Annotated in this window: 22 protein-coding genes; 10 read left to right on the top strand and 12 right to left on the bottom strand. The window is 72.3% G+C overall.

The features are described 5' to 3' along the window. Positions 1-26 precede the first annotated feature (26 nt). Positions 27-647: a cysteine hydrolase family protein gene (locus VAB18032_RS15855; protein WP_013733878.1), complete on the top strand. Its 621-nt coding sequence runs from the start codon at positions 27-29 to the stop codon at positions 645-647. Here the strand turns inward: VAB18032_RS15855 and VAB18032_RS15850 are convergent. From VAB18032_RS15850 to VAB18032_RS15835, 4 genes are all read right to left on the bottom strand, one after another. Next, on the bottom strand, positions 578-1,489 hold the full coding sequence (locus VAB18032_RS15850; RefSeq protein ID WP_232510815.1) for an IclR family transcriptional regulator: 912 nt from the start codon (positions 1,487-1,489) through the stop codon (positions 578-580). The genes VAB18032_RS15855 and VAB18032_RS15850 overlap by 70 nt on opposite strands. Positions 1,490-1,581: 92 nt before the next feature. Further along, positions 1,582-2,781: an FAD-dependent oxidoreductase gene (locus VAB18032_RS15845; protein WP_043720907.1), complete on the bottom strand. Its 1,200-nt coding sequence runs from the start codon at positions 2,779-2,781 to the stop codon at positions 1,582-1,584. A 2-nt stretch (positions 2,782-2,783) separates the two neighbouring features. After that, complete coding sequence (locus VAB18032_RS15840) at positions 2,784-3,563, bottom strand: aspartate racemase/maleate isomerase family protein (RefSeq protein ID WP_043720903.1); 780 nt, start codon at positions 3,561-3,563, stop codon at positions 2,784-2,786. Positions 3,564-3,719: 156 nt separating this feature from the next. Beyond that, the gene (locus tag VAB18032_RS15835) at positions 3,720-4,451 is read right to left on the bottom strand and encodes an SDR family oxidoreductase (RefSeq protein ID WP_013733874.1); all 732 of its coding nucleotides are present in this window, start codon (positions 4,449-4,451) and stop codon (positions 3,720-3,722) included. A gap of 226 nt (positions 4,452-4,677) precedes the next feature. Between VAB18032_RS15835 and VAB18032_RS15830 the strand changes: the two genes are divergently transcribed. Beyond that, positions 4,678-5,376, top strand: coding sequence for a hypothetical protein (locus VAB18032_RS15830; protein WP_013733873.1), 699 nt, complete (start codon positions 4,678-4,680; stop codon positions 5,374-5,376). Between the two features lie 55 nt (positions 5,377-5,431). Here the strand turns inward: VAB18032_RS15830 and VAB18032_RS15825 are convergent, their stop codons facing one another. The 4 genes from VAB18032_RS15825 to VAB18032_RS15810 are packed head-to-tail and all read right to left on the bottom strand — an operon-like array spanning position 5,432 to position 9,596. Next, complete coding sequence (locus VAB18032_RS15825; protein ID WP_043724475.1) at positions 5,432-6,601, bottom strand: GNAT family N-acetyltransferase; 1,170 nt, start codon at positions 6,599-6,601, stop codon at positions 5,432-5,434. Positions 6,602-6,630: 29 nt separating this feature from the next. Continuing rightward, positions 6,631-7,116: an OsmC family protein gene (locus VAB18032_RS15820; protein WP_013733871.1), complete on the bottom strand. Its 486-nt coding sequence runs from the start codon at positions 7,114-7,116 to the stop codon at positions 6,631-6,633. Between the two features lie 51 nt (positions 7,117-7,167). Further along, complete coding sequence (gene cydB / locus VAB18032_RS15815) at positions 7,168-8,166, bottom strand: cytochrome d ubiquinol oxidase subunit II (RefSeq protein WP_013733870.1); 999 nt, start codon at positions 8,164-8,166, stop codon at positions 7,168-7,170. Positions 8,167-8,180: 14 nt separating this feature from the next. Next, positions 8,181-9,596, bottom strand: coding sequence for a cytochrome ubiquinol oxidase subunit I (locus VAB18032_RS15810; RefSeq protein ID WP_013733869.1), 1,416 nt, complete (start codon positions 9,594-9,596; stop codon positions 8,181-8,183). Between the two features lie 278 nt (positions 9,597-9,874). Between VAB18032_RS15810 and VAB18032_RS15805 the strand changes: the two genes are divergently transcribed. Beyond that, the gene (locus VAB18032_RS15805) at positions 9,875-10,654 is read left to right on the top strand and encodes a lysophospholipid acyltransferase family protein (protein WP_013733868.1); all 780 of its coding nucleotides are present in this window, start codon (positions 9,875-9,877) and stop codon (positions 10,652-10,654) included. Between the two features lie 67 nt (positions 10,655-10,721). Here the strand turns inward: VAB18032_RS15805 and VAB18032_RS15800 are convergent, their stop codons facing one another. After that, on the bottom strand, positions 10,722-11,693 hold the full coding sequence (locus VAB18032_RS15800) for an aldo/keto reductase (protein ID WP_013733867.1): 972 nt from the start codon (positions 11,691-11,693) through the stop codon (positions 10,722-10,724). 98 nt (positions 11,694-11,791) lie between these two features. Between VAB18032_RS15800 and VAB18032_RS15795 the strand changes: the two genes are divergently transcribed. The 7 genes from VAB18032_RS15795 to VAB18032_RS15765 all read left to right on the top strand — a co-directional run bounded on the left by VAB18032_RS15795 (position 11,792) and on the right by VAB18032_RS15765 (position 22,653). Beyond that, positions 11,792-12,559, top strand: a complete 768-nt coding sequence (locus tag VAB18032_RS15795; protein WP_013733866.1) for a glycerophosphodiester phosphodiesterase family protein — start codon at positions 11,792-11,794, stop codon at positions 12,557-12,559. 23 nt (positions 12,560-12,582) lie between these two features. Continuing rightward, positions 12,583-13,977 carry an MFS transporter gene (locus VAB18032_RS15790; RefSeq protein WP_013733865.1) on the top strand — a complete coding sequence of 465 codons (1,395 nt, stop codon included), beginning with the start codon at positions 12,583-12,585 and terminating at the stop codon, positions 13,975-13,977. Between the two features lie 61 nt (positions 13,978-14,038). Further along, the gene (locus VAB18032_RS15785; protein WP_043720896.1) at positions 14,039-14,770 is read left to right on the top strand and encodes a thymidine kinase; all 732 of its coding nucleotides are present in this window, start codon (positions 14,039-14,041) and stop codon (positions 14,768-14,770) included. A 150-nt stretch (positions 14,771-14,920) separates the two neighbouring features. Then, the gene (locus VAB18032_RS15780; RefSeq protein WP_043720892.1) at positions 14,921-18,130 is read left to right on the top strand and encodes an ABC transporter permease; all 3,210 of its coding nucleotides are present in this window, start codon (positions 14,921-14,923) and stop codon (positions 18,128-18,130) included. Between the two features lie 151 nt (positions 18,131-18,281). Next, a complete protein-coding gene (locus VAB18032_RS15775; RefSeq protein WP_013733862.1) occupies positions 18,282-20,993 on the top strand; it encodes an ABC transporter permease in 2,712 nt (903 codons plus the stop codon). After that, the gene (locus VAB18032_RS15770; RefSeq protein WP_013733861.1) at positions 20,990-21,958 is read left to right on the top strand and encodes an ABC transporter ATP-binding protein; all 969 of its coding nucleotides are present in this window, start codon (positions 20,990-20,992) and stop codon (positions 21,956-21,958) included. The genes VAB18032_RS15775 and VAB18032_RS15770 overlap by 4 nt, the downstream gene beginning before the upstream one ends. Continuing rightward, positions 21,955-22,653, top strand: coding sequence for an ABC transporter ATP-binding protein (locus VAB18032_RS15765; RefSeq protein WP_013733860.1), 699 nt, complete (start codon positions 21,955-21,957; stop codon positions 22,651-22,653). Before VAB18032_RS15770 ends, VAB18032_RS15765 begins: the two co-directional genes overlap by 4 nt. Positions 22,654-22,656: 3 nt before the next feature. On the opposite strand, the gene VAB18032_RS15760 is transcribed toward VAB18032_RS15765, so the two are convergent. The 3 genes from VAB18032_RS15760 to VAB18032_RS15750 form a co-directional block, all read right to left on the bottom strand. Further along, the gene (locus tag VAB18032_RS15760; protein ID WP_013733859.1) at positions 22,657-23,067 is read right to left on the bottom strand and encodes an Rv0361 family membrane protein; all 411 of its coding nucleotides are present in this window, start codon (positions 23,065-23,067) and stop codon (positions 22,657-22,659) included. A gap of 126 nt (positions 23,068-23,193) precedes the next feature. Next, positions 23,194-24,192, bottom strand: coding sequence for a tyrosine-type recombinase/integrase (locus VAB18032_RS15755; protein WP_013733858.1), 999 nt, complete (start codon positions 24,190-24,192; stop codon positions 23,194-23,196). 144 nt (positions 24,193-24,336) lie between these two features. After that, the gene (locus VAB18032_RS15750) at positions 24,337-24,762 is read right to left on the bottom strand and encodes an Hsp20/alpha crystallin family protein (RefSeq protein WP_013733857.1); all 426 of its coding nucleotides are present in this window, start codon (positions 24,760-24,762) and stop codon (positions 24,337-24,339) included. Positions 24,763-24,818: the final 56 nt, after the last annotated feature.

Raw genomic sequence — 24,818 nt, 5'->3', positions numbered from 1 at the left:
AATCCCCCGAACCGGGAGTTAACGCCATGAAACATTCGGCGCAACGCACTGCGGTGCTGGTCATCGACATGCAGAACGACTTCTGCTCCCCCGCCGGCGCGATGGCGGCCCTCGGCGCCGACGTGCAGGTCAACACCGCTGTGGCCGGTCGACTGCCGAGCTTCCTGGACCGCGCACGCCACGCCGGCTGCCTGGTCGTCTGGGTACGGCAGGCCGCCCACGAACAGCTCGTCTCACCGGCCCGACGGGCCCGCGCCGAGGCGATGGGACGCAGCCCGCTCAGCGTCTGCGCCGCAGGCTCCTGGGGCGCGGAACTCGCCGAAGGGCTGCGGCCCGAGCCGGGCGACTGCCACCTGGAGAAGACCCGCTACAGCGCCTTCGTCGGCACACCCCTGCACAACCTGCTGCGCGCGCACGGACGCGACCACGTGGTGGTGGTCGGGACGGCCGCCAACGTCTGCGTGGACTCCACCATCCGCGACGCGTACATGGCCGACCTGGCCACCACGATGCCGACCGACCTGGTCGGCTGGACCCGCGCGGACCTCGCCGAGGCGGCGATCCGCAACCTCGGGTTCTACTTCTGCGAGACGACGACCTCGGCCGAGCTGCTCTCGGACTGGTCCGTGGTGGACCGGGCCGCCTGACGCCGCGCCACACGCCTGCGGTCCCCCTGCTCCGGCTCGGCCGGGGCAGGGGTGGCGGCCGGCTGGTAGCCAAGCTCCGCGCTGACCTGACGGGCCGCATCGGCCACCAGGTCGCCGTACTCGGCAAGCAGGCGCGGCGAGAAGCGGTTCTGGGGCCCGCACAGCGACAGCGAACCGTAGACCTCGCCCGAGGCGAGGCGGATCGCCGCCGCCACGCTCGCGGCGCCGGCCTGCCGCTCACCCTGGCTGACCGCGTAGCCCTGCTCACGAACCTGCCGCAGGTCGGCCCAGAGTTGCTCGACCGAGGTGATGGTGGCCGCCGTGAGCGGCACCAGCTCATGGCCGGCGAGATACTCGGCCACCTCGGCGTCGGGCAGCGCCGCCAGGATCGCCTTGGACGACGACCCGGCGAGCAGCGAATGTCGGGAACCGAGCGTGACCGACATTCGGATCTCGTGCGGTGAGAGCACCTGGTCGGTGTAGACCCGTACCCAGCCCTGCCGCATCGACAGGGTCGCGGTCTCCCCGGTGGCCTCCGTCAACCGACGCATATGGCGATTGGTGACGGCCTGGACGTCGATGGCGCGCAGCGCGGCCAGACCGACCGCCAGGGCACCGGACCCCAACCGGTATCGCCGGGTGCCTTCGTCGAAGGTGACGAACTGGTTGGCCGTCAGCTCCTTGAGGATGCGGTGGGCCACCGCCTTGGGCAGATCCAGCTCACGCGCGACAGTGGACACTCCGACCATGTCCGGACTGCGTTCGGCGAGCAGGTCGATCACGGCCAACGCGCGACCGAGGCCGCTGGTCGTGTAGCGGTGACCGTCCGCTGGTTCAATCACCGGCACCGCTGATCCCCCATTCGGCCCTGATCGTGCTGACACCTGCCGCGCGCCGGCGGCGGCCCGTACGGGCCGCCGCGAGCGCCCGGAGTCTAGTGCTGGATGCCGAGCATACTGACACGACGTAGATACTCTTTGGCATCCTCGGGGTTTTCCGCGAGCGTCCGCAGGCGGATCAACCGCTCGCGGCGGCCGGCCAGCTCGACCCCGTCGGCCGACGTGCGGTTCTCCGTCGTGGTCGGCTGGACGAACTGCTCGGCGATCGACCGGCGGCGCTGCGCGTACGCCGCGGTGGCCGCGTCCTGGTCGGGTTCGGCCAGGGCGGCGGCGACCGCCACCGCGTCGTGGATCCCGGAGTTCAGTCCCATTCCGCCGGTGGTGCTGCTCAGGTGGGCGGCGTCGCCGGCCAACAGCACCCGACCGATCCGGAAGGAGGCCGCCAGCCGCTGGTGGCTGCGGTACATCTGGTGCTGGCTCAGCGGCAGCTCACCGGCGTCCGGCCGATCACCCAGCAGCAGTGCGACGGCGGCCAGGAAGTCCGGGTGGGTGCCCGACGGCGGCTCGTCGTCGACCCCGGTCCCGGTCGACAGCGCCGCCCGCCAGATGTCCGGGGTCCGGATCAGCGAGAAGCGGCCGCGGGGGCCGGACCAGTAGCCGACCGCGCCGAGGTCGGGCACCGCGTCCTCGAAACGGAACGGGGTGGCCACGACCAGGCTCATCGTCGGGTACGTGAAGCCGGGGAACGGCACCTCCAGCAGCTTGCGGGCGGTGCTGTGCGCGCCGTCGGCGGCAACCACCCAGCTGCAGGTCACCGCGGTGCGGGTGCCGTCCACGGCGACGTCGAGGGTGACCTGGGTGTCGTCCTGACGCAGCCCGACCACGTCGTGTCCGAACCGGATGTCCACGTTCGGGTCCTGCGCGACCGCCTGGCGCAGCAGCCGGACCAGCTTGTACTGCTCGAACTGCAGACGGAAGGGGTAACGGGTCTCGCCTTCCAGCAGTTCGTAGGGGAAGCGGGCCGTCTCGGTCAGCTCGAGGTCGCGGTAGTCCAGCCGGTGCACCCGGACCGCTTCGGCGAGCATCGGTGCGGCCAGATCCAGCTCGTCGAGCAGTTCGGTGGTCGGCGGGTGGACGGTCGAACCCCGCCACTCCGACTGCACCTCGTCCTGACCGCGTTCCAGGACGATCACCGGGATGTCGCGTCGGGCCAGGGCCAGAGCCGTCACCATGCCGACGGGTCCGCCGCCGAGGACGACGACCGGTGCTTGTACGGGGTGGCTGGGTGACGCCACGTTCACTCCTTCCCGCCGGCGATGTCGCCGACGACTCCGGTCATCGAGGTGTGCGCCACGACCGCGGCCAACTGCCGCAGCGCCGCGCTCGGCGACTCGCCCGCCAGGTCGGTCGCGCCGGCGGTCTCCAGCAACTGCCAAGCGCCGGCCAGGTTCGACGAGAGCACCGGCACGGGTGCGGTCGGCAGGACCTCGTCGAGCACGTCCAGGCTGGGCGCGCCGGTGCCGGTCAACAGCACCGCATGCCCGGGCGGGAACCCGCCGGCCTGCAGCACCTGCCGGACGGTGTCGCGCACGGTGGTCGAGGTCAGGTCGTAGATGGCGCCCGTGCCCGGCACCCGCACCGGCGCGCCGACCGTACGGCCGGTGGTGCGCCAGAACGCCGCCGCCTGCTCGGTGAGCCAGTCCGGGTACGGCGAGACCAGGGTCAGCGAGCGTACGCCGAGACGGTCGAGCAACTGCCGTACCGCGCTCGCGGCACCGAACACCGGCGAGCCGAGTCGCTGCGTCGCCGCGTCGTCGGTGCGGTGCGCGTCGGTGTGCCCCGGCCGGTAGTAGCAGCCGGTGCAGGCGACGTAGGTGGCCGCCAGGTCCAGGCCCTGCAGGGTGGCGGCGGTCTCGGGCAGCAGTTCGGCGTACCGGTCCAGCCGCTGTGCCAGCGGGCCGTCCACGACCGGCAGGCGCGCCACGTGGTAGCGCACGCGCAGCGGCAGCAGCCGGCGCAGCTCAGGCTCCACCGTCGGGTTGGCCGGTGGGACGATGATGCCCAGTGCTTTCTCCATCACCCACACCTACCAAATCGTTCGACTGAGCCGTACGCCGTTCTACGTACTGGAACGATAGGGGCTGGGGTGGGACCGGGTCAACCCATTCGTGACCGCTCCCGGACCGGGCGATGACACGGCGCGACCAGGCAGGACGTGCTGAACCGGTCCGCCTCAGAGGCCGCCACCGACGCGCAGGACGGCGCCGGTGGTGTAGGAGGCGTCCGGGCTCAACAGCCAGGCGACGGCGGCGGCGACCTCGTCGGGTTCGCCGGGGCGGCCCAGCGGAATGCGGGCGGCGGCGCGGTCGGGCCGGTCCGGTTGACCGGACAGGGCGTGGATGTCGGTGCGGATGATGCCGGGGGCGACGGCGTTGACCCGGATGCCCCGGGGGGCGAGTTCCTTGGCCAGGCCGATGGTCAGGGCGTCGGTGGCGGCCTTGACGGCGGCGTAGTGCACGTACTCCCCGGGGCTGCCGAGGGTGGCGGCCACGGAGGAGATGTTGACGATGGCCGCGCCGTCGGTCATCCGGTGCGCGGCCTGCTGGGCGCAGAGCACGTAGCCGACGAGGTTGACGTCGACGACCTCCCGCAGGTCGTCGACGCGCAGGTCGGTGAAGGGGCCGATCGGGCTGGTGATGCCGGCGTTGTTGACCAGCCCGGTGACGGGGCCGAGTGCGGCGGCGGCGTCGAACAGGGCACTGACCTGGTCGGGGTCGCGGGTGTCGGCGGGGACGACGACGACGCGTACGCCGGTGGCGCGCAGCTCGGTGGCGACGGCCTCGGCCGTGGCGTGGTCGCGGCGGTAGCCGAGGGCGAGATGGTGGCCGGCGGCGGCGAGGCGGCGGGCGGTGGCGGCGCCGATGCCACGGCTGCCGCCGGTGATGACGGTGACCGGTGCTGTCATTGACCTTCTCCCCTGTCCCGACCGGTGGCGGCGACGTTACCGTGACGGTCGATGCGGTGGGCAGCGTGATGTGGCGCAGCACACGACCGGGTGCACACCGATGTCGTGGTCGGTGGGCGGGCGGGGGACGCGCGCGACCCGGGCGTGGGGGCTGATCTTCGGGTTGTCGGCGGCGGCTGGTATCAAGGCAGGCGATTGAACACGTGTACGAGGGAGAGGTCGTGTGATGGGTGCCGCTGACCAGGGTTTGTCCGATGACGAGGTTCGTGGCATCCGGGAGGCGCTGGCCGCCGGCCGTAAGCCGAAGGTGATGTTCACGGCGGCGGCGGGTCAGATCGCCGGGCAGTTGGGTCAGGTCGTCGAGCTGACCGATCCGTCGGTGTCCGACGAGTTCGTGGTGGTGCGCTTCGGGCGCGACGAGTTGCCCTTCTCCCCCGCAGATGTGGCGATGGCGCCGCGCGGCGCCGGTCGCCGACCGGCGGAGTCGAAGGTGGAGGCTGCGCCGGCCGAGCCGGTGGCGGCGGAGCCGGAGTTCGTGTTGGACCAGGTGCCGCAGCCACGTCGGGAGGAACCGAAGGTGCGGGAGGAGTCGAAGGTGGAGGCAGCGGAGGCGAAGCCGGCCCGGCGGGCGGTGAAGGCGGCGAAGCCGAAGGGCCCGGCAGGGCTGACGGTGACCTTGGCGTACGCCGAGGGCGAGTGGACGGTCGCCGCTCAGCAGGGCGCGAAGGCGCTGGCGAAGCCGTACGTGGTGAAGCCGGCGGAGGCGCTGCGGATGGTGGCGTTGGTGGACGTGCCGGGGGTGCACGAGGCGGTGGAGCAGATCCTGGCGGCGGAACGCGCCGAGGCCGAGCGGCAGGCGGAGAAGCTGCGGGCCGAGTTGGCCGAGATCGAGGCCCGGCTGGCGGAGTTGCGCGAGGCCAGCTGAGCGGAGTCGGTGACGTGGGGTCCGGGGCCGATGCCCCGGGCCCCACGCTCGCTTGTCAGAAGTAGTCGAGGGCCTGGGCGGGTGCGCCGGCGGCGAGCAGGTCCAGGGCGCCCGGGTCGGGTGTGCGGTGCTGCAGGAGGCCGGCTTCGGCGAGGGTGCGGGCGGTGGCGGTGGCCGTGTAGAGGCGGGCGAACCCCCGCACGGTCAGGTGCAGGTCGGTGTCGGTGCTGCTGCGGCGCAGCCGGGCCTGGCCGTCGGCGACGGTGAGCTGCCAGGTGCCGGTGTTCCAGTCGGCGAGCTCGTCGGTGAGGGCGAAGGTGACCTGCCCGCGGACGTGAGCGGGCCAGCCGCGGGCTTCGACGGCGCGGACGACGTCGACGGGACGGTGCATCCAGGTGTCGCGTTCGTGTTCGCGGGCGCGTTCGACAGGCAGGTGCGCGCTGAGGGCGTCACCCGTCAGCGGGGTCAGCCGCACCGTGGGGGCGACGCTGTGCCAGCTGGCCAGCACGCCGATGAGCGCGCGGGCGGCGTCGGCGCTGGTGGCGAGGGCGTCCTCGACGGTCAGGACGGAGTCGGGGCCGTAGCCACGGCCGCGGTTCCAGCCGGCGTAGCCGACCAGGGTGTCGTCGTGTTCGACGAGGGTGAGCCCGTCGTAGGGCAGTTCGTCGCCGGGGGCGAACCGGGGGTGGGTGCGGGTGAGCAGGCCGTTGCGGTGTGCGGCGACGCGTTGGTACAGGTCGACGGTGGCCGGCAGGTCGGCGGGGGTGCCGGCGCGTACGGCGAGGTGCGGTGCCGGCCGGTGTCGGGGCAGCGCGGTGGTGGGCAGGTCGAGGGTGCGCAGGTGTCCCGCGACGTCCCAGCCGAGGGCACGGTAGGGGGCGCTGGTGGTGGCGAAGAGGGTGCTGACGGCGGCGCCGCGTTCGTGGGCGCCCCGCAGCAGGGCGCGCAGCAGCGCCCGGGCGATGCCGGTGCCGCGGGCCTCGGGGGCGATGGCGACCCCGGCGACGTCGGCGGCGGGTACGGCCCGGCCGGTCCACCACTGCTCGTCGTGCAGGTCGACGGCCTTGCCGACAAGGGTGCCGGCCGGGTCGAAAGCGCCGTAGCTGGTGCGGCCGGCGGGTGCAGCGGCGGGCTGCGGGGGCGGCTGCGGGTCGCCGCCGAAGGCGAGTCGGCCGAGCTGCCAGGCGGCGGGCAGGTCGTCTGCGGTGAGTTCGCGGATGGTCAGCTGCACGGCCTGACGATAGTGATGTCCGCTCAGCCGGTGCGGGTGCTGGGTTGGTGGCGGACCGGGAAGTTGACCGAGTTGGCGATGAAGCAGAGGTGGTGGGCGTCGTCGTGCAGGGCGGTGGCGGCGTCGACGGTGTCCGGGTCGGCGACGGTGACCTCCGGGTGCAGGACGACGTCGGTGAAGCGTCCGCTGCCGGTGTTGTCGGTGGTCATGGTGCCGCTGGCGTGGTCGACGTAGTCGGTGACCACGATGCCGTTGTCGGCGCACAGGTGCAGGTAGGCCAGCATGTGGCACTGGGACAGGGCGGCGAGCAGGAGTTTTTCGGGGTTCCAGCGGGTCGGGTCGCCGCGGAAGGTGGGGTCGGAGCTGCCGGGGATGACCGGGTGACCGTCGGCGGTGACGTCGTGGTCGCGGCGGTAGTCGCGGTAGCCGCTGGTGCCGGTGCCGAGGTTGCCGGTCCAGGTGACGGTGGTGGCGTAGGTGTGGGTGTGCAGGCGGGGCATGGTCGCCATGGTGCCGGATCGGGCCGGAGGCCGTGGCCCCCGGCCCGATGGCCGATCAGTTCAGTGCTGCGGGATGTGGGCGACGCCGATGCGCTTGCGGAACACCCAGTACGTCCAGCCCTGGTAGGCCAGCACGATCGGGGTGAAGATCACCGCCACCCAGGTCATGATCTTCAGCGTGTAGGGGGTGGAGGCGGCGTTGACGGCGGTCAGCGTGCCGGCCGGGTCCAGCGTCGAGGGCAGCACGTTGGGGAACAGCGCCGCGAACAGCGTGGCCACGGCCAGGGCGATGGCCACCGCGGTGCCGGTGAAGGCCCAGCCTTCCCGGCGTACCTTGGCGGCGGCGAGACCACCGAGCAGGGCCAGTGCCGCGCCGACGGCGAAGACCACGGCGGCGGTGCTGGAGCGGATGGTCAGGGTCCAGCTGAGGAAGGCCACGGCGAGCACGGCGGTGCCGACCCCGAGGCGTACGGCCAGGGCGGCGGCGCGGTCCCGGATGTCGCCGACGGTCTTGAGGGCGATGAACACCGCGCCGTGCGTGAGGAACAGGGCCGCGGTGGTGGCGCCACCGAGCAGGGCGTACGGGTTGAGCAGGTTGAACAGGCCGCCGGCGTACTCGTGGTCGGCGGTCAGGGGTACGCCGCGCAGGATGTTGGCGAACGCGACGCCCCACAGGATGGCCGGGATGAGCGAGCCGAAGAAGATGGCGGCGTCCCAGCGTCGTTTCCAGGAGGCCTCCGGGCGCTTGTGGCGGTATTCGAAGGCGACCCCACGCACGATCAGGGCCAGCAGGATGAGCAGCAGCGGCAGGTAGAAGCCGGAGAAGAGGGTGGCGTACCACTCGGGGAAGGCGGCGAACATGGCGCCGCCGGCGGTGATCAGCCAGACCTCGTTGCCGTCCCAGACCGGCCCGATCGTGTTGATCATGACGCGGCGTTCCCGGTCGTCACGGCCGAGCACCGGTAGCAGCATGCCGACGCCGAAGTCGAAGCCCTCGAGGATGAAGTAGCCGGTGAACAGTACGGCGACGAGGAGAAACCAGATGGTGGTCAGTTCCACGATGGGGCTCCGGGTCAGTAGGCGAAGGCGAGCGGGCGCTCGCTGTCGTCGGTGTCGTCGGGTTCGGGGTCGGGGGTGACGTCGGGGACCCCGGCCTTGGCGTAACGCAGCAGGAGTTTGACCTCGACGACGGCGAGGACGGCGTAGATGAGGGTGAAGGCGGTGAAGCTGGTGAGGACCTCGGTGAGGGAGACGCTGCGCGACACGCCGTCACGGGTGAGCATCTCGCCGAAGACGATCCAGGGCTGACGGCCCATCTCGGTGAAGATCCAGCCGAAGGAGTTGGCCAGCAGGGGCAGGATCGGCATGGCCAGGCCGGCGCGCAGCAGCCACTTGCTGTTGGGGGTGGTGCGGCCCTTGCGGTGGGTCCAGAGGACCAGCAGGGCGATGGCGGCGGCGGCCAGCCCGAAGCCGATCATGAAGCGGAAGCTCCAGTAGGTGACCGGGATGATCGGGGTGTAGCTGCCGGGGCCGTACTGGGCGGTGTAGAGGGCCTGGAGGTCGTTGATGCCCTGCACGGTGCCGTTGGGGTCGCCGGTGCCGAGGTACGACAGCAGGTAGGGGATCTTGATGGCGAACAGTTCGCGGCTGCCGTCGAGGCTGCCGACGGTCAGTACGGAGAACGAGGCCGGGCTCTCGGTCTGGTAGAGCCCTTCGGCGGCGGCCATCTTCATCGGCTGCACCTGAGTCATGATCTTGCCCTGGATGTCGCCGGTGATGGACACGGCGACGGCCGAGACGAGGGTGACCCAGGAGCCGAACTTCGCGGCGAAGCGGTACGCCGGGGTGTCGGCGCTGTCGCGGTTGCGGATCAGGTGCCACAGGGCGACGGCGACCAGCAGGCTTCCGGCGACCAGGAAGGAACCCGCGATGGTGTGCGGGAAGGTGATCAGGGCCACCTTGTTGGTCAGGACGGCGACGAAGTCGGTCAGTTCGGCGCGGCCGGTCTCGGGGTTGAAGCGGTAGCCGACCGGGTTCTGCATGAACGAGTTGGCCGCGAGGATGAAGTAGGCCGACAGGTTGGTGCCGATCGCGGCGGCCCAGATGCTGGCCAGGTGCAGGCGCTTGGGCAGCCGGTCCCAGCCGAAGATCCACAGGCCGATGAAGGTGGATTCGAGGAAGAAGGCGACAAGGGCCTCGATGGCCAGCGGGGCGCCGAAGATGTCACCGACGAAGCGGGAGTAGTCGCTCCAGTTCATGCCGAACTGGAATTCCTGCACGATGCCGGTGACCACACCCATCGCAAAGTTGATCAGGAACAGCTTGCCGAAGAACTTGGTGAGCTTGAGGTACTTCTCGTTACCGGTGCGGTGCCAGAGGGTCTGAAGGATGGCGACCAGGACGGACAGCCCGATGGTCAGTGGAACGAAAAGAAAATGGTAGACGGTGGTGACACCGAACTGCCAGCGGGCGACGTCCAACGCGTCCACCTGCGACCCCCCAGGCTGCTGCTCATACTACAAGACGTAGTAGATACTACCGCTCGTCGTACAGAGAAGTGCAGAGTCGAGGGGCCCGAACGGGCCCGGGACCAATGACCCTGCTCACCTCTGCCGGAGGGCCCGCCGCGATCAGCCCGATCGCGGCGATGACGGCACTGTGCATGGCCGCGCGTCGCCGAGCCGCCCGCTCAGCCGGGCGACGACCTGCGCAGGGCTCACGCCCCCAGGCATCGGTAGGTGGCTCGGGCATGCGACCATGCCCGCTGATGGACCTCGCGCACTCCCCCTGGCAAGCTCCGCTGATCTGGCGCGCCGCGCAGGCGCTCGCCCGTGGCGTGGTCGCGCTGCTGGCTCGGCTGGAGGTCACCGGCGACCTGCCCGCGTCGCTGCGCGACAGGCCGCTGATCCTGGCCGCCAACCACATCAGCCCGTTCGACCCGATCGTCCTCACCGCCGCCTGCCGGCAGCGCCGGATCGCGCCCCGGATCATGGCCACCGGCGGGCTGTTCCGGGTACCGGTGATCGGTGCCGCCATGCGTGCCGCCGGGCACATCCGCGTCGACCGGGGCACCAGCGCAGTGCACCGGGCGCTGGACGACGCCGCCGCGGCGGTCACCGCGGGTGCGGTGATCCTGGTCTACCCGGAGGGGCGCATCAGCCTGGACCCGGGCCTGTGGCCCGAACGCGGCAAGACCGGCACCGCCCGGCTCGCCCTGGCCTGCGGCGCCCCGGTCATCCCGGTCGCCCAGTGGGGCTCCCACGAGGTCCTGCCCTACCAGGCGCCCAAGGGACTGCTCGGTGGCGTGACCCGCGCCCTGCTGCGTCGCCCGACGATCCGGGTGCACTTCGGTGAACCGGTGCCGCTGGCCGACCTGACGGCGAGCCGACCCGGTGTGGCCCGGCTGGCCACCGACCGGATCATCGACGCCCTCACCGACACCCTCGCCCCGCTGCGCCCGGACGAACCCGACCGGCCCCGGCACGTCGACCCGGGACGGCCGGTCGACACCAGCCGCTCCCACCGGCGACGCACCGCCGCCGACTGATCCGATCCGACCGGCTCGGGTCGATCAGGGTCGGGCCCGGCCGGGTCGGATCAGGCGGTCAGGGTCGTCACGGCAGGGCTTCGCCGCGGGCGGTGAGCCACAGCTCGTACCACTGCTCGTGGGTGAGGTCGGGTTCACGGCGTACCGCGTCGGCGCAGGCGCGGATGCGCTCGGGCCGGGAGGTGCCGATCACCGGCACGATCCGGGCGGGGTGCCGCTGCAGCCACCACAGCAGGATGGTCTCCGGCGTGGTGTCGTGCTGCTCGGCCAGGGCCGCCACGTGCGCGGTGGTGGCGTGCTCGGCCGGGGTCTGGGCGGCACCGGTGAACCGGCCCCGGGCCAGCGGACCCCAGGCCTGCACCCCGACCCGGTCGAGCAGGCCGCGCTCGACGGTGCCGAGGGGGAAACCGAGTGTGGCGGCGGGCGGGGTGTTGACCAGGACGCCGGCCTCCAACCAGTCGCGGTCGGCCAGGCTCATCTGCAACTGGTTGACGATCAGCGGCAGGTCCAGGTGCGCCTGGAGGTAGGCGATCTGTGCGGCGGCCATGTTCGACACGCCGAAGTACCGCACCAGGCCCTCCCGGTGCAGCGCGGTCAACGTCTCGGCGACGTCCTCCGGGTCGGCCAGCGGGTCCGGCCGGTGCAGCAGCAACACGTCGATCACGTCGGTACGCAGCCGGGTCAGGCTCTGCTCGACGCTGTGCCGGATGTGGGTGCCGCGCAGGTCGTAGTAGCCGGGTCGGTCACCGTCGGGCAGGTGGATGCCGCACTTGGTCTGCAGCAGGATGCGCTCGCGCAGACCGGGCGTACGGGCCAGCACCTCACCGAAGACGGCCTCGGACTTGCCGTGGCGGTAGATGTCGGCGTGGTCGAAGGCGGTGACGCCCACCTCCAGGGCGGCGACGATGGCGGCCTCGGCGGCGTCGATCTCCGCGGGCCCGTAGGGTTGCCGGTCCCAGCCCCCGCCCAACCCCATGCACCCGTAGATCAACCGGTGGGTGCGGATGTCGGTCACGGTGCGGGACTCCTTCTCGATCATGGAGTGTGGATAGCACAACCGGTCCGCCGGTGCCCGGTGCGGGTGGCGGCCACGTCCCCGCCACCCGCAGGTCACCGGGGCCGGGCATACTGCGCTGCGTGCCACCCCGTTCGCGCTACCTCGACGGCTCGACCCCGCTGGCGTTCGCGCACCGTGGCGGTGCCGCCGACGGCGACGAGAACACCACGGCGGCGTTCGCCCGTGCGATCGACCTCGGCTACCGGTACGTGGAGACCGACGTGCACGCCACCGCCGACGGCGTGGCCGTGGTGTTCCACGACGACACCCTGCAACGGGTCACCGGCACACCCGGCCGGGTGGCCGACCTGCGCTGGGCCGACCTGGCGGCGGTGCGCGTCGGTGGGGCCGCGGCGGTGCCCCGCCTCGACGAGGTGCTCGACGCCTGGCCGCAGGTGCGGTTCAACATCGACGTCAAGTCCGACCGGGCGGTGGTGCCGACGGTGGCCACGGTGACCCGGGCCGGCGCCGGTGACCGGGTGCTGCTCGCCTCGTTCAGCGACAGCCGGTTGAGCAGGCTGCGGGCGTTGACCGGCGAGCAGGTGGCGACAAGCCTCGGGGTCCGGGGGGTGGCGCGGCTGCGCTGGGCCTCGCTGACCGGGCGGCGACTGCGCCTGCCGCCGTCGGTGGTGGCCGCGCAGGTGCCGGTGCGCTACGGCCGGCTGCCGCTGGTCGACCGCCGGTTTCTGCGTACGGCGCATCGGTTGGGGTTGCAGGTGCACGTCTGGACGATCGACGAACCTGCCGAGATGCACGAGTTACTTGATCTTGGTGTTGATGGCATCATGACCGACCACGTCGGCGTGCTGCGCGACGTCTACCGCAGCCGCGGCCACTGGGCCGCCTGAACAAACAGGGCAAGGGACCCCACATGGCCGAGACGGTGACCCCCACCGCGCAGGACGACGCTCCTCCCCCCGCCAGCACCCGCCGCGAGCGCACCGGCTGGTACTTCTACGACTGGGCCAACTCGGCGTTCCAGACCACCGTCATCACGGTGTTCCTCGGGCCGTTCCTGACCAGCGTGGCCAAGGTCGCCGCCGGATGTGAACTGGGTGCCGACTGCAACGGCTACGTGTACCCGTTGGGCATCAAGGTGGCGGCCGGCTCCTACTACCCGTACCTGATCTCACTGTCGGTGTTGCTTACCGTCTTCGTGCTGCCGGTGATCGGGGCGATCGCCGACCGGTCGCTGCACAAGAAGCGGCTGCTGGCCGCCACCGCGTTCACCGGTGCCTTCGCCACCATCGGCATGATCTTCGTGACCGGGGACCGGTACCTGCTCGGCGGCCTGCTGTTCATGGTCGCCAACATCAGCTTCGGTGCGGCGATCGTGGTGTACAACTCGTTCCTGCCGCAGCTGGGCGGCCCGGACGAACGCGACGGCATCTCCAGCCGGGGCTGGGCGCTGGGCTACCTCGGCGGTGGTCTGCTGCTGGCGTTGAACCTGGTCGCGGTGCAGTCGTTCGACAACGGCACCGCCGAGCGGACCCTGGACCTGGCCCGCTGGTCGATCGTCTCGGCGGGCCTGTGGTGGGCGGTGTTCACCCTGGTGCCGCTGCGCTGGCTGCGGGAACACCCCACCGCCGCGGCGCTGGCCGCCGGTGGCCGGGGCAACGTGCTCACCGACGGGTTCCGGCAGCTCGGCCGCACCCTGCGGGAGGTCAAGGCGTACCCGCTGACGTTGTTCTTCCTGCTCGCGTTCCTGGTCTACAACGACGGCATCCAGACCGTCATCACCCTGGCCAGCCAGTACGGCACCGAGGAGCTGCGGCTGGACCAGAGCACCCTGATCGTGACGATCCTGCTGGTGCAGTTCCTGGCCTTCGGTGGCGCGTTGGGCCTGGGCGCGCTGGCCGGGCGGATCGGCGCCTGGAAGACGGTGCTGCTGAGCCTGGTGCTGTGGACCGCGGTGATCGTCGGGGCGTTCCGGTTGCCGGCCGAGGCACCGCTGCCGTTCATGATCCTCGGCGCGGCCATCGGCCTGGTGCTCGGCGGCAGCCAGGCGCTGAGCCGCTCCCTGTTCAGTCAGCTGATCCCGGCCGGCAAGGAAGGCGAGTACTACGGCTTCTACGAGATCAGCGACAAGGGCACCAGTTGGCTCGGCCCGCTGGCGTTCGGCCTGGTGTTCCAGCTGACCAACTCCTACCGGGTCGGTCTGGTCTCCCTGCTGATCTTCTTCGTGGTCGGTTTCGTGTTGCTGCTGGCGGTGCCGATGCGTCGGGCGATCGTCGCGGCCGGCAACACCCCGCCACGGGTGCTCTGAGGCACATCGCGCGCCCCGCCGTGATCGGCCCGTCGCCGGCGATCCGCTAGGCTGCCCGTCCGTGACGAGCCCCGCAGACGCCGTACCGACCTGTTTGTCCCGACCCGCGCTGGACGGGTCGAGTGACACCCCGGCCGGGTGTGTCGCCGCCCGTGGCGTCGACGGGCGGCCCGCGCACGCTGCCGCGCTGCGGTTCTACTGGGGGCCGATGGACTGCGGCAAGTCGACGATGGCCCTGCAGATGAACTACAACCACGCCCGGCAGGGCCGGCGCGGGCTGGTCACCACCCGCATCGACCGTTCGCTGGGCCCGCAGGTCACCACCCGCATCGGGCTGGCCCACGAGGCGATCGAGATCACCGACGAGGTGGACCTGCGGGCACTGGTCCGCGACGCCTGGGCCGACGGGGTACGGGTGGACTACCTGATCTGCGACGAGGCCAGCTTCTACTCGGTGCAGCACGTGGAGCAGATGGCCGAGCTGGTCGACAGCTACGACGTCGACGTGTACGCCTTCGGCCTGGCCACCGACTTCCGGTCCTGCCTGTTCCCCGCCGCCCAGCGACTGTTCGAACTGGCCGACACGGTGGCCCGCATCCAGGTCGAGGTGCTCTGCTGGTGCGGGCGTGAAGGGCTGCTCAACGCCCGGGTCGCCGGCGGGCGGGTGGTCCGCGAGGGCGAGCAGGTCGTCATCGGTGACACTGTCGACACCGCCGACGTGCGTTACCAGGTGCTCTGCCGGCGTCATCACCGCAGCGGCGACCTGGGTCCCCGCGTCACCGTCGACGCCTGACGGCCGTCCCCCGCCACCGGTCTGTACGACCGGCGGATAACAAAACGATCACTGCTGCGAACCTTTCCCCGGGTCCCGCCCCTTCTGGTGCATGACGAGACGTGAGCAGGGGCCGTCGGCGCCCCGCGAACCGGTGGGGGTACAGGTCGAATGAGGTTCGCGTTGCGGCGTGCCCGAGGCACGAAAGGGCTGCTGCTGGCCGCCGCCGGGGCGGCGCTGGTGGCTACCGTCGCCCTCACCGGACTGGCCGCGTACAACCGGGACGTGGTCGACTCGGGCACCCGTAACGTGCTCGCCGCGGCCACCCCGCAGGAACGCTCGGTGCTGATCCGGTCGTCGGCCGGGCGTACCGCCGACGCCCTGCAAGAACGCGACACCGCCCTACGCGAGCAGGTACGCGTCGACGTGGACGGGTTGGCCGCCCGGGTCACCTCCGCCGGGTACGCGGCCGGCCGGCAGTTGCGCGGCGACGCCGGTGACGCCACCGCCGACCGTACCGGCAGCATCTACGCCTCGGTGATGTTCCTCGACGACCTGCCGGAGCACGCCCGGCTCACCGCGGGCGCCTGGCCGCAGGCCGGCTCCGCGCGACCGGAGACCGCCCTGGCGGCCGCGGCCGCGGCGACGCTGCGGGTGGGGGTCGGTGACCGCATCCCGATCACCGACGGACTCACCGAACGGGTCACCGAGGTGACAGTGGTGGGGGTGTTCACGCCGGTGGACCCCGACGCCGCGTACTGGCGGCTCGCGCCGGAGACGGCGACCGGTTCGCTGCCGCAGGCGGCCACCTACGGCCCGATGATCGTGCACCGCGACGACTTCGTCACCCATTTCCTGGCCAACGCCTCCGCCGGCTGGCTTGTCGAACCCGACCTGTCCACGATCAGGACCACCGGCGAGTTGGACCGGTTGGCGCAGGTGGCCACCCGGATCGTCACCACCACCACGGCGCAGGCCGGCCTCGGTGACTCCGCGGTGGCCATCAGCGACCTCGCCAGCCTGGTGCCCCGGCTGCAGCAGGCCACCCTCGTCGGCCGTTCCGCGTTGGTCACTCCGATGCTGCTGGTGGTGGTCCTCGGTGGGTACGCGCTGCTGCTCGTCGCGGTCCTGCTCACCGAGCACCGCCGGGGTGAGACGGCGCTGCTGCGCGCCCGGGGCGCCAGCCGATGGCAACTGGCCGGGCTGACCGCCCGCGAGGCCACCCTGGTCGTCCTGCCCGCCGCCGTCCTGGCCCCGCTGCTCGTCACCGAACTGCTCGGCCTGGCCGGGCACCTCCCCGGGCTCGCCGCGGTGTCGCTGCGCCCGGACGTGTCACTGGACGCGATGATCTGGCTGGTCGCGGGGGCCGCGGCCGCCGGTTGCGCGCTGGCGATGATCGGGCCGAGCCTGCGCCGGGGCGGCAGTTACGTCGCCGACCTGGCCAGCCGTTCCCGGCCGAGCCGCCGCGGCATGGTGCAACGGGCCGGACTCGACGTGCTGCTTGTCGGTCTGGCCCTGCTGGCGTGGTACCAGCTGAGCCGGTACTCCTCACCGCTGTCGCGCAGCCGGGGCGGCGAGTTGGGCATCGACCCGCTGCTGGCCGCCGCACCCACGCTCGGGGTGCTGGCCGGGGCGGTGCTCGCCCTGCGGCTGCTGCCCCCACTGGTCCGACTCGCGGAACGCTGGGTGGACCGCAGGCCGTGGACCGCCACCATGCTCGGCACCTGGCAGGCCGGTCGGCGACCGCACGCCGGTCCGGTGCTGCTGCTCGCCCTCGCCGTCGCGGTCGGCACCCTCGCCTGGTCACTGGCCAGTACGTCCCGACAGTCCCTCGACGACCAGGCCGCCCACCAGGTCGGCGCCGACCTGCGGCTGACCGAGACCGACGGATCGGCACCCGACGACCGGGCCGACCGGCTCGCCGAGCTGCCGGGCACGACGGCGGTCCTGGCCGGCTGGCGGGACCGCCTGCGGGTCGGGCCGGACCTGCAACCGCTCACCGTGCTGGCCTGGGACGCCGAGTCCGCCGGTGAGGTGGTGCGGATCCGTCCCGACCTGGCCGACGGCTCGGCCGACACGCTGTTCGACGGACTCACCGCCGGGCGTGTGACGGCGCCGGCGACCCCGCTGCCGGCGGGCACCCGACAACTGACCGGACAACTTCGGACCAGGATCGACCATCCGTTCGGCGCCGTCGCTCCGGTACGCCACCATGCGGTGCTCTCCGGACCGGGCAACGGATACCGGCGGGTGCTGCTCGGCGTCACCGGCAACGGCGACCGGCTGCCCTTCTCCGTCGAACTGCCGGCCGCAGACACGCCCTGGCGGCTGGTCGGCTTCACCGTCGAGACCGCCGGCAGCGACCGGATCACCATCGACTGGCAGCTGTCCGACCTGCGGGCCAGCCGGGACGCCTCTCGTGGGGAACCGGTCGACCTGGCGGCCGACGGCCCGTGGCGGATGGTCAACCCGTCCGGTCCGGTGGCCGCACCGAGGGCCACCGGGAACACCCTGAAGGTCAGCTACGTGGGAGGCCAGGGAGCGGATATCTACGCCCGAGGCAAGACGTTGCGGCTGGGCATCTCCCGACCCGCGGCCGGCGGTCTGGTGCCGGCGGTGGCCACGCCGCAGGCCCTCTCCGCACTGCGGCGCGACATCGGCACGCAGACCCAGTTGTTCCTCGGCGGCGCCGACGTCGACCTGACCATGGTCGACACCATGGTCGCGGCACCCGGCGACACCGACGACGCCGCGCTGCTGGTCGACCTGCCGTCGCTGGCCACCCGGCTCTTCCACGACTACGGCATCGTCCGCCCACCGGAGGAGTGGTGGCTGGCCACCCGGCCCGGTCAGGCGGAACAGGCGGCGAACGCGGCCGCCGCGCTCGACGGCCTGACCGTGCTGAACCGGGAACGGGTCGCCGACGAGTTGGCCCGTGACCCGTTCGGGGTGGGTGCCCGCGGTGCGCTGTTCGCCGCCGCCCTCGCCGCGGTGCTGCTGGCCGCCGTCGGGGTGGCGGTGGACGTCAGCGCCACCGCCCGTCGACGAGCCACCGAGTTGGCCGTGCTGCACACCCTCGGCGCCGGACACCGCCTGGTCGCCCGGTCGCTGCTGGCCGAGCAGTCGTTCCTGGCCGGGATGGGTGTGCTGGTCGGCCTGGCGGTGGGGGTCGGGGTCGCCGCGACGATGGCACCCCTGGTCATCCTCACCCCGTCCGCCGAGCGACCTCATCCACCGCCGTTGCTGAGCGTCGACTGGCCACCGGTGGTCGCCACCGGCGCGGGCCTGCTGCTGTTGGCGCTGACCTTCAGCGCCGCGGTCTCGGCGACCATGCGCCGCCGCCTGACCGCCACCCAACTGCGCATCGGGGAAGACCGATGAGCATCAGCCCCGCAGTCGCGAACGAAAGGCACGACACCGTGAGCGCGAGCAGTGAGCTTGCGAGCCCCGCAGTCGCGAACGAAAGGCACGACACCGTGAGCGCGAGGAGTGAGCTTGCGAGCCCCGCAGTCGCGAACGAAAGGCACGACAAGTGGTGAGGCGGATCGGGGCGTACGGCGCCCAGGTGGGGCTGTTGGCGGTGCTGGGGTTGGTGGCGGCGGTGCTGCTGACCGCGATGCCCCGGCTGGCCAACGGGTACGCCGACCGTAGTCTGCACGCCGATGTGGCCCGGCTGCCGCACCTGGTCCGTGACGTGTCACTCGCCGTCGAACAGCGCCTCGACCAGCAGCGGCCCGACGAGGCGAAGCCGGCTGCGGCGGGTGAGGCCAACCTGGAGCGGTTCGCCGCGGCGTTGCCGCAGCCGCTGCCCTCGCTTGTGGATCGCCGGTGGTACGCCGCCGTGCTGGACGAGCAGAACCTGTCCGCCACCGGTGACGATCCGCCGATGGACGGCGGGGCGGCCAAGAAGATCGGTCTGCGTGCGCAGACCGGTCTGCAGGATTCGGCGGTACTCACCGCCGGTCGCTGGCCGGACACCGAGGCAGGCGGGTCGGCCGAGGTGGCGGTGTCCACGGCGGTGGCCGAGGTCCTGTCGCTGCGTCCGGGCAGCCGGCTGCGCTTCACCGGCGCAAGCCCGGCGAATCAGGCGTCGGCGCAGGTCGTCGGCGTGTTCAACGCGCGCGATGCCGGCGATCCGATCTGGGACGACCTGACGTTGGGCCTGAACCCGATCGTGCCGGTCGTCGACGGCGAGCCCTACCTCGCCATGGCGGTCACCGACTGGGCCGGAATCGACACCGTGGTCGCCGGCAGCGGTGTGCCGGTCAGCTACCAGTGGCGGTACCGCCTCGACGAGCGGCGACTGGACACCGCCACGCTGGAGACGGTGGTCACCGCCCTCGGCGACACCCGGCGCACCGAATGGCTGCCCCGCTCGACGGTGCACACGTCGCTGGACGTCGCGCTGGTCCGGTTCGTCGACCAGTTGCACGCGGTGCAGGCGCTGCTCGCCATCGCGCAGACCGGCCTGGTCGCCAGCCTGCTCGGGCTGATCCTGCTGGCCGCCCGCCTGACGGTGCAACGCCGCCGCGACGAGTTGGCGTTGCTGCGGGCCCGAGGCGCCTCGCTGGCCGCGATCGGGCGACGAACGCTCGCCGAGGCGCTGCCGGTGCAACCGGTCGCGGTGCTGCTCGGGTGGCTGATCGCCACCCGGGTGCCGGGCCGATCGGAGGGAACGCCCTGGGGGGTGCTGCTGCTGGCGGTGCTCACCACCGCCGTGGTGCCGGTGCTGGCCATGCTGTCGCAGCGGCGGGCCGCGCTGACCGCCGGGCGGGTCGACCTGGTCCGGCAGCGCCCGTCCGTACGCCGGTTGGTGCTGGAGGCCGGTGTGTTGGTGCTCGCCGGTCTGGGTGTGGTGCTGCTGCGTCGCCGTGGCCTCGACCCGGCCGGCGGTGTCGACGCGTACCTCAGCTCGGTGCCGGTGCTGGTCGCGGTCGCTGCCGCGCTGGTGGCGATCCGGCTGCTGCCATGGCCGCTGCGACTGGTCGGCCGGCTGACCGGCCGGGCCCGGGGCGCGTTGTTGTTCCTCGGTGTGGCGCGGGCCGGTCGGGGCGCGCCGGTGGCGTTGGGACCGTTGGCGGTGTTGATCGTCGCGGTCAGCACCGGCGTGTTCGGTGGGGTCGTCACGACCACCGTGGCCGCCGCCCGGGATCGGGCCGCGACGCTGACGGTGCCGGCCGACGCCTGGCTGACCGGGTGGGCCTTCTCCCCGGACGCGGCGGACGAGCTGAACCGGGTGCCCGGGGTGCAGGCGGTGGCCCGCGTGTCGGTGGAGTCCAGCCGGCGGCTGCTGTCCGAGGCCGGGCCGCAGGCGAGGGCGCTCGGGCAGGCGCGGGTGCTGGTGGTGGATGCCCCGGCGTTCGCCGAGGTGGTGGCCCGCAGCGGGGTCGACGTGCAGGTGCCCGCCGCGTTGCGGTCCGCGGCCCGCGGTGACGGGCCGGTGCCCGCGGTGGTGTCGCCGACGTTGGCGGCGGAACTCGGCGACACCGCGGTGGCCGACGTGCAGAGCCGGTGGTACGAGTTCCGCGTCGCCGCGGTCGCCGACAGCTTCCCCGGTGTGGGGTTGGGGGTCGACCGGTTCGTGGTGCTGCCGTGGCAGGCGCTGCCGGAGTACGAGTTCACCCCGATCATTCCCAACCGGTATCTGATCGCCGGCGACGGTGTCGACGAGGCGAAGTTGCTGGAGGTGGCCGACGCCACGCAGCGTCGCCGGCAGTCCGAGGTGCTCGGCAGGGAGGTGACCCGGACGCAGCTGCCGGCGACGTTGGAGACCCGGCAGGCGTACCGGGACGGGCTGGAGCGTACCGGGGCCAACGAGGTGTTGACCTTGGCTTTCACCGCGGGTGCGGCCGGCGGCGCGGCACTCGCCGTCCTCGCTGTCGGGTTCGCGGTGGTCGCCGACGCGGCCGGCCGGGGCCGGATGCTGTCGCGGCTGCGCACGATGGGCCTGTCCGCCGCGCACGGCCGCCGGCTGCTGGTGCACGAGCTGGTGCCGCTGGTGGTGGTCGCGGCGGTGACCGGTGCGGCGGTGGGGATCGCCCTGCCCCGGCTGCTCGGCCCGACCCTCGGGTTGGCCCAGTTCGCGCCCGGTGTGCCGATGCGCGATCACCTGGACCCGTTGGTCGTGGGCGGGGTGCTGGCGCTGGTGTTGCTCGGGCTGCTGGCCGGCCTGTTGGTGGAGAACCTGGTGAACCGACGGATGCGTCTCGGTGAGGCGCTGCGTCTCGGAGAGGGGAACGCATGACCGTGGTCAAGGACGCGCCGGACCTCGCGACGCTGCAACGGCGCGCGGCGGAACGGGCCGCCGCCCGGGCCGGTGGCGCGGACCGGTTGCGTGGGCACATCGTCTGCGACGGGCTGGTGCGCATCTTCACCACCGAGGGGGTGGAGGTCGTCGCCCTGCAGGGCCTGGACCTGGTGGTCGACCGGGGTGAGCTGGTGGCCATCGTGGGGGCCTCCGGTTCCGGCAAGTCGACGGTGCTCAACATCCTGTCCGGGTTGGACACCCCGACCGCGGGGATCGCCCGGGTTGCCGGCTACGACCTGTTGACGATGTCGGCGCGGAAGCGGTTGCGGTACCGGCGGCACACGGTCGGGTTCGTGTGGCAGCAGACCGGGCGTAACCTGCTGCCCTATCTGACCGCCCGGGAGAACGTCGAGTTGCCGATGCGACTGGCCGGCCGGGGTGGCCGGGCCGGTCGGCGGCGGGCGATGGAGCTGCTGGAGATGGTCGGGGTCGGCTACTGCGCGGATCGCCGGCCGGGGCAGATGAGCGGCGGCGAGCAGCAGCGGTGCGCGGTCGCGGTGGCGGTGGCCAACGACCCGGAGGTGCTCTTCGCCGACGAGCCGACAGGTGAGCTGGACGAGGCCACCGCCGCGGAGGTGTTCGGCGCGTTGCGGGCCATCAACGCCGAGCTGGGGGTCACCGTCGTGGTGGTCACCCACGATCCGCAGGTGGCCTCGCAGGTGCGGCGCACCATCGCGATCCGCGACGGCCGGACCGCCTCCGAGGTGCACCGCACCGCCCGCGTCGGCGCCGACGGCGTCGAGGAACTGGTCACCGAGGAGTACGCGGTGCTGGACCGGGCCGGTCGGATGCAGTTGCCCGCCGGTTTCGTCGACGCGTTGGCGTTGCGGGACCGGGTGAAGCTGACCCTGGAGCCGGATCACGTGCAGGTCCGCTCCGGCGAGGAGAGGAAGACGGTGTGAGCGAGGATCTGGTCCGGGTGCAGGGCCTGTGCCGCGACTACGGCAGCGGCGACCGGGTGGTGCACGCGCTGCGGGACGTGTCGCTGCGCGCCGGACGCGGTGAGCTGGTGGCGGTACGGGGCCGCTCGGGTGCGGGCAAGACCACCCTGTTGAACCTGATCGGTGGTCTGGACCGGCCCACCGCGGGCCGGGTGTGGGTGGCCGGTCACGAGGTGACCGCGGCCGGCGAACGGGACCTGCTGCGGCTGCGGCGCGATGACATCGGGTTCGTGTTCCAGTCGTTCGGGTTGATCCCGATCCTGTCGGCGGCGGAGAACGTCGGCGTGCCGATGCGGTTGGCGAAGGTGCCGGCGGCGCAGCGCGAGGAACGGGTGTCGGTGCTGCTGGAGCTGGTCGGGTTGGGTGGCCACGCGGCGCAGCGGCCGTACGAGATGTCCGGTGGGCAGCAGCAGCGGGTGGCGATCGCCCGGGCGCTGGCCAACGACCCGGCGTTGCTGATCGCCGACGAGCCGACCGGTCAGCTGGATTCGGAGACCGGGCGGGCCGTGATGGACCTGTTGCGGGCGTTGGTGCACGCCCGTGGGATGACCGCGCTGGTGGCCACGCACGATCCGACGTTGATGGAGTTGGCCGACCGGGTGCTGGTGCTGCGCGACGGCCGGCTGGTCGAGTCGTCCGAGCCGGTCGGGGTGTGACGGTCAGTACGGGTCGCCGCAGACCCGCCAGCCGTCCTCTTCACGCACCACCGACAGGTCCCGCTCTTCGGTGCTGCCGCTGTCGCGGGTCAGCCGTACGGTGACGGTGCCGTACGGCCGGCCGGCGCGGGTGGCCACCGACACGTCGACGATCTCGTAGTCGCGCACCACCGGCGGGGTGCGGACCCAGCTGGCGAAGCCCAGTTCGCTCCACCGGCTGCGCGCGTCACTGCACAGCCGCCCGTACGCGCCGTCGGTGTCGCCCGCGGTGACCTGCCGCAGGAACCCTTCGGCGGTCTCCCGGACCGGGCCGGCGGCCTGCGTGACGACCTGGACGTTCCAGGCGCCCAGGCCGGCGACGCCGACGCAGCACAGGGCCACCCCGATCCCGGCGAAGGTGAGCCCAGCCCGCATCGGGTGGCGTCGCCGGGCCGGTCTGCTCCACGACTGCGCAGCGCCCACACCCTCAGACGGTAGAGAATTCGCCGCCACGGCGGGCGGAAAGCCGCCGCCGTCGGTGGGGTGGGCGCTGCGCGCCGGTCAGCCGCGACGGCGGGCGCGGGCGGCCCAGATGACGTACGCGGGATCCCGGTCGAGGTTGTGCCGGTCCCGGTCGTAGCGACGGGTGGTGCGCGGGTCGGCGTGACCCATGGCGTCCTGCACGTCCTCCAGCGGTACGCCCTCCGCGCGGGCGGTGGTGGCGAAGGCGTGCCGCAGCGAGTGCGGCGACAGGTGCGCCCAGGCCGGTATCTGGGCGCTGCGGGCCAGGCGGCGGACCAGCCGGAACACCGAGTGCCGGTCCAGGCGGGCACCGCTGGCGGTGACCAGCAGCGGGCCGGTCAGCTCGTTGACCTGCACGCCCTCGGCGGCGGCCCGCTGCGCCAGGTACGTGTCGACGGCGTGGGCGGTGGAGGGGGTCAGCGCCCGACGGCGGGCCTTGCCGCCCTTGCCGACGAAGCGGACGCTGCGGTGTCCCCGTTCCGCGCCGAGGTCGGTGATGTCCAGGGCGACCAGTTCCCCGACCCGCAGGCCGAGGTCGGCCAGCAGGGCGATGGCGGCCCGGTTGCGGGCGGCGGTCGGCCCGGTGTCGGCGTCGGCGGCGGTGAGCAGCGCGTCGACCTCGTCGGGGGTGAGCCCGATGGTGGCGGAGTGGTCGCGGTCGACGCGGGGCCGGTCGGCGTCGGCGACCGGGTTGGTGTCGACGGCGCGCAGCTTGACCAGGAAGTCGTACCAGCTGGACAGGGCCGACAGTCGGCGGGCCACGGTCGCCGGGGTGAGTGGACGCCCGGTGCGCGCCACCAGTGTGGACTCCAGTGTTCGCGCGTACTCGTTGACGTGCAGGAAGTTCACCCGCAGCGGGTCCAGGTGGCGGTCGGTGCACCAGGCGAGCCAGTTGGCGACGTCGCGACGGTAGGCGTCGCGGGTGTGCTCACTGAGTCGCCGGTTGCGCAGCCACGCCTCGGTGACGGCGATCGGGCCGCCGGGCAGAGCGGGATGATCCGGTGGGCGGAACAGTACCGGAGTGTTGGACACGGCCATGTGAAAAAGGTTCCCAGCCGGGAGGCCGGTTCACGATCAGGCGCGCCGGAACATGATCAGCAACCCTGGGCGGCTGGTCCGGTCGATGTGGAGTGAGGACGACGGCGGGACGGCACCCGTCCCGCCGTCGTCGCGGTCGCGGTTTCAGGCGTTGATCTGCTTGCGGCCGTTGCCGGTGGCGCTGATGGCCACCTTGCGGGGCTTGGCCCGCTCGGCCACCGGGATGCGCAGCGTCAGTACGCCGTTGTCGTAGCCGGCTTCGAGCTTGTCGGTGTCGAGGGTGTCGCCGAGGAAGAGTTGCCGGTGGAACACCCCCATCGGGCGCTCGGCGGCGACGAGTTCGACGCTGTCGCCGGTGGGGCGGCGACGCTCGGCACGGACGGTCAGCACGTTGCGTTGCACGGTGCAGTCGATGCTGTCCGGGTCGACGCCCGGCAGGTCGAATGCCGCGTAGAAGTAGTCACCGTCGCGGTAGGCGTCCATGTGCATGACGGCGGGACGGCTGGTGGTGCCGAAGAACTGCTCGGCGATCCGGTCGATCTCCCGGAACGGGTCGGTGCGCATCAGCATGTCGTGCCTCCTCGGTTCCTTGGGCCGAAGGTTTCAGAGTTGAGTCCGTACGACTC

Origin of the sequence: Micromonospora maris AB-18-032 (assembly GCF_000204155.1) — a bacterium.
GTDB classification, from domain to species: Bacteria; Actinomycetota; Actinomycetes; order Mycobacteriales; family Micromonosporaceae; genus Micromonospora; species Micromonospora gifhornensis.
Note: the sequence above shows the minus strand (reverse complement) of the source record. Positions and strands in the feature narration are given on the sequence as shown.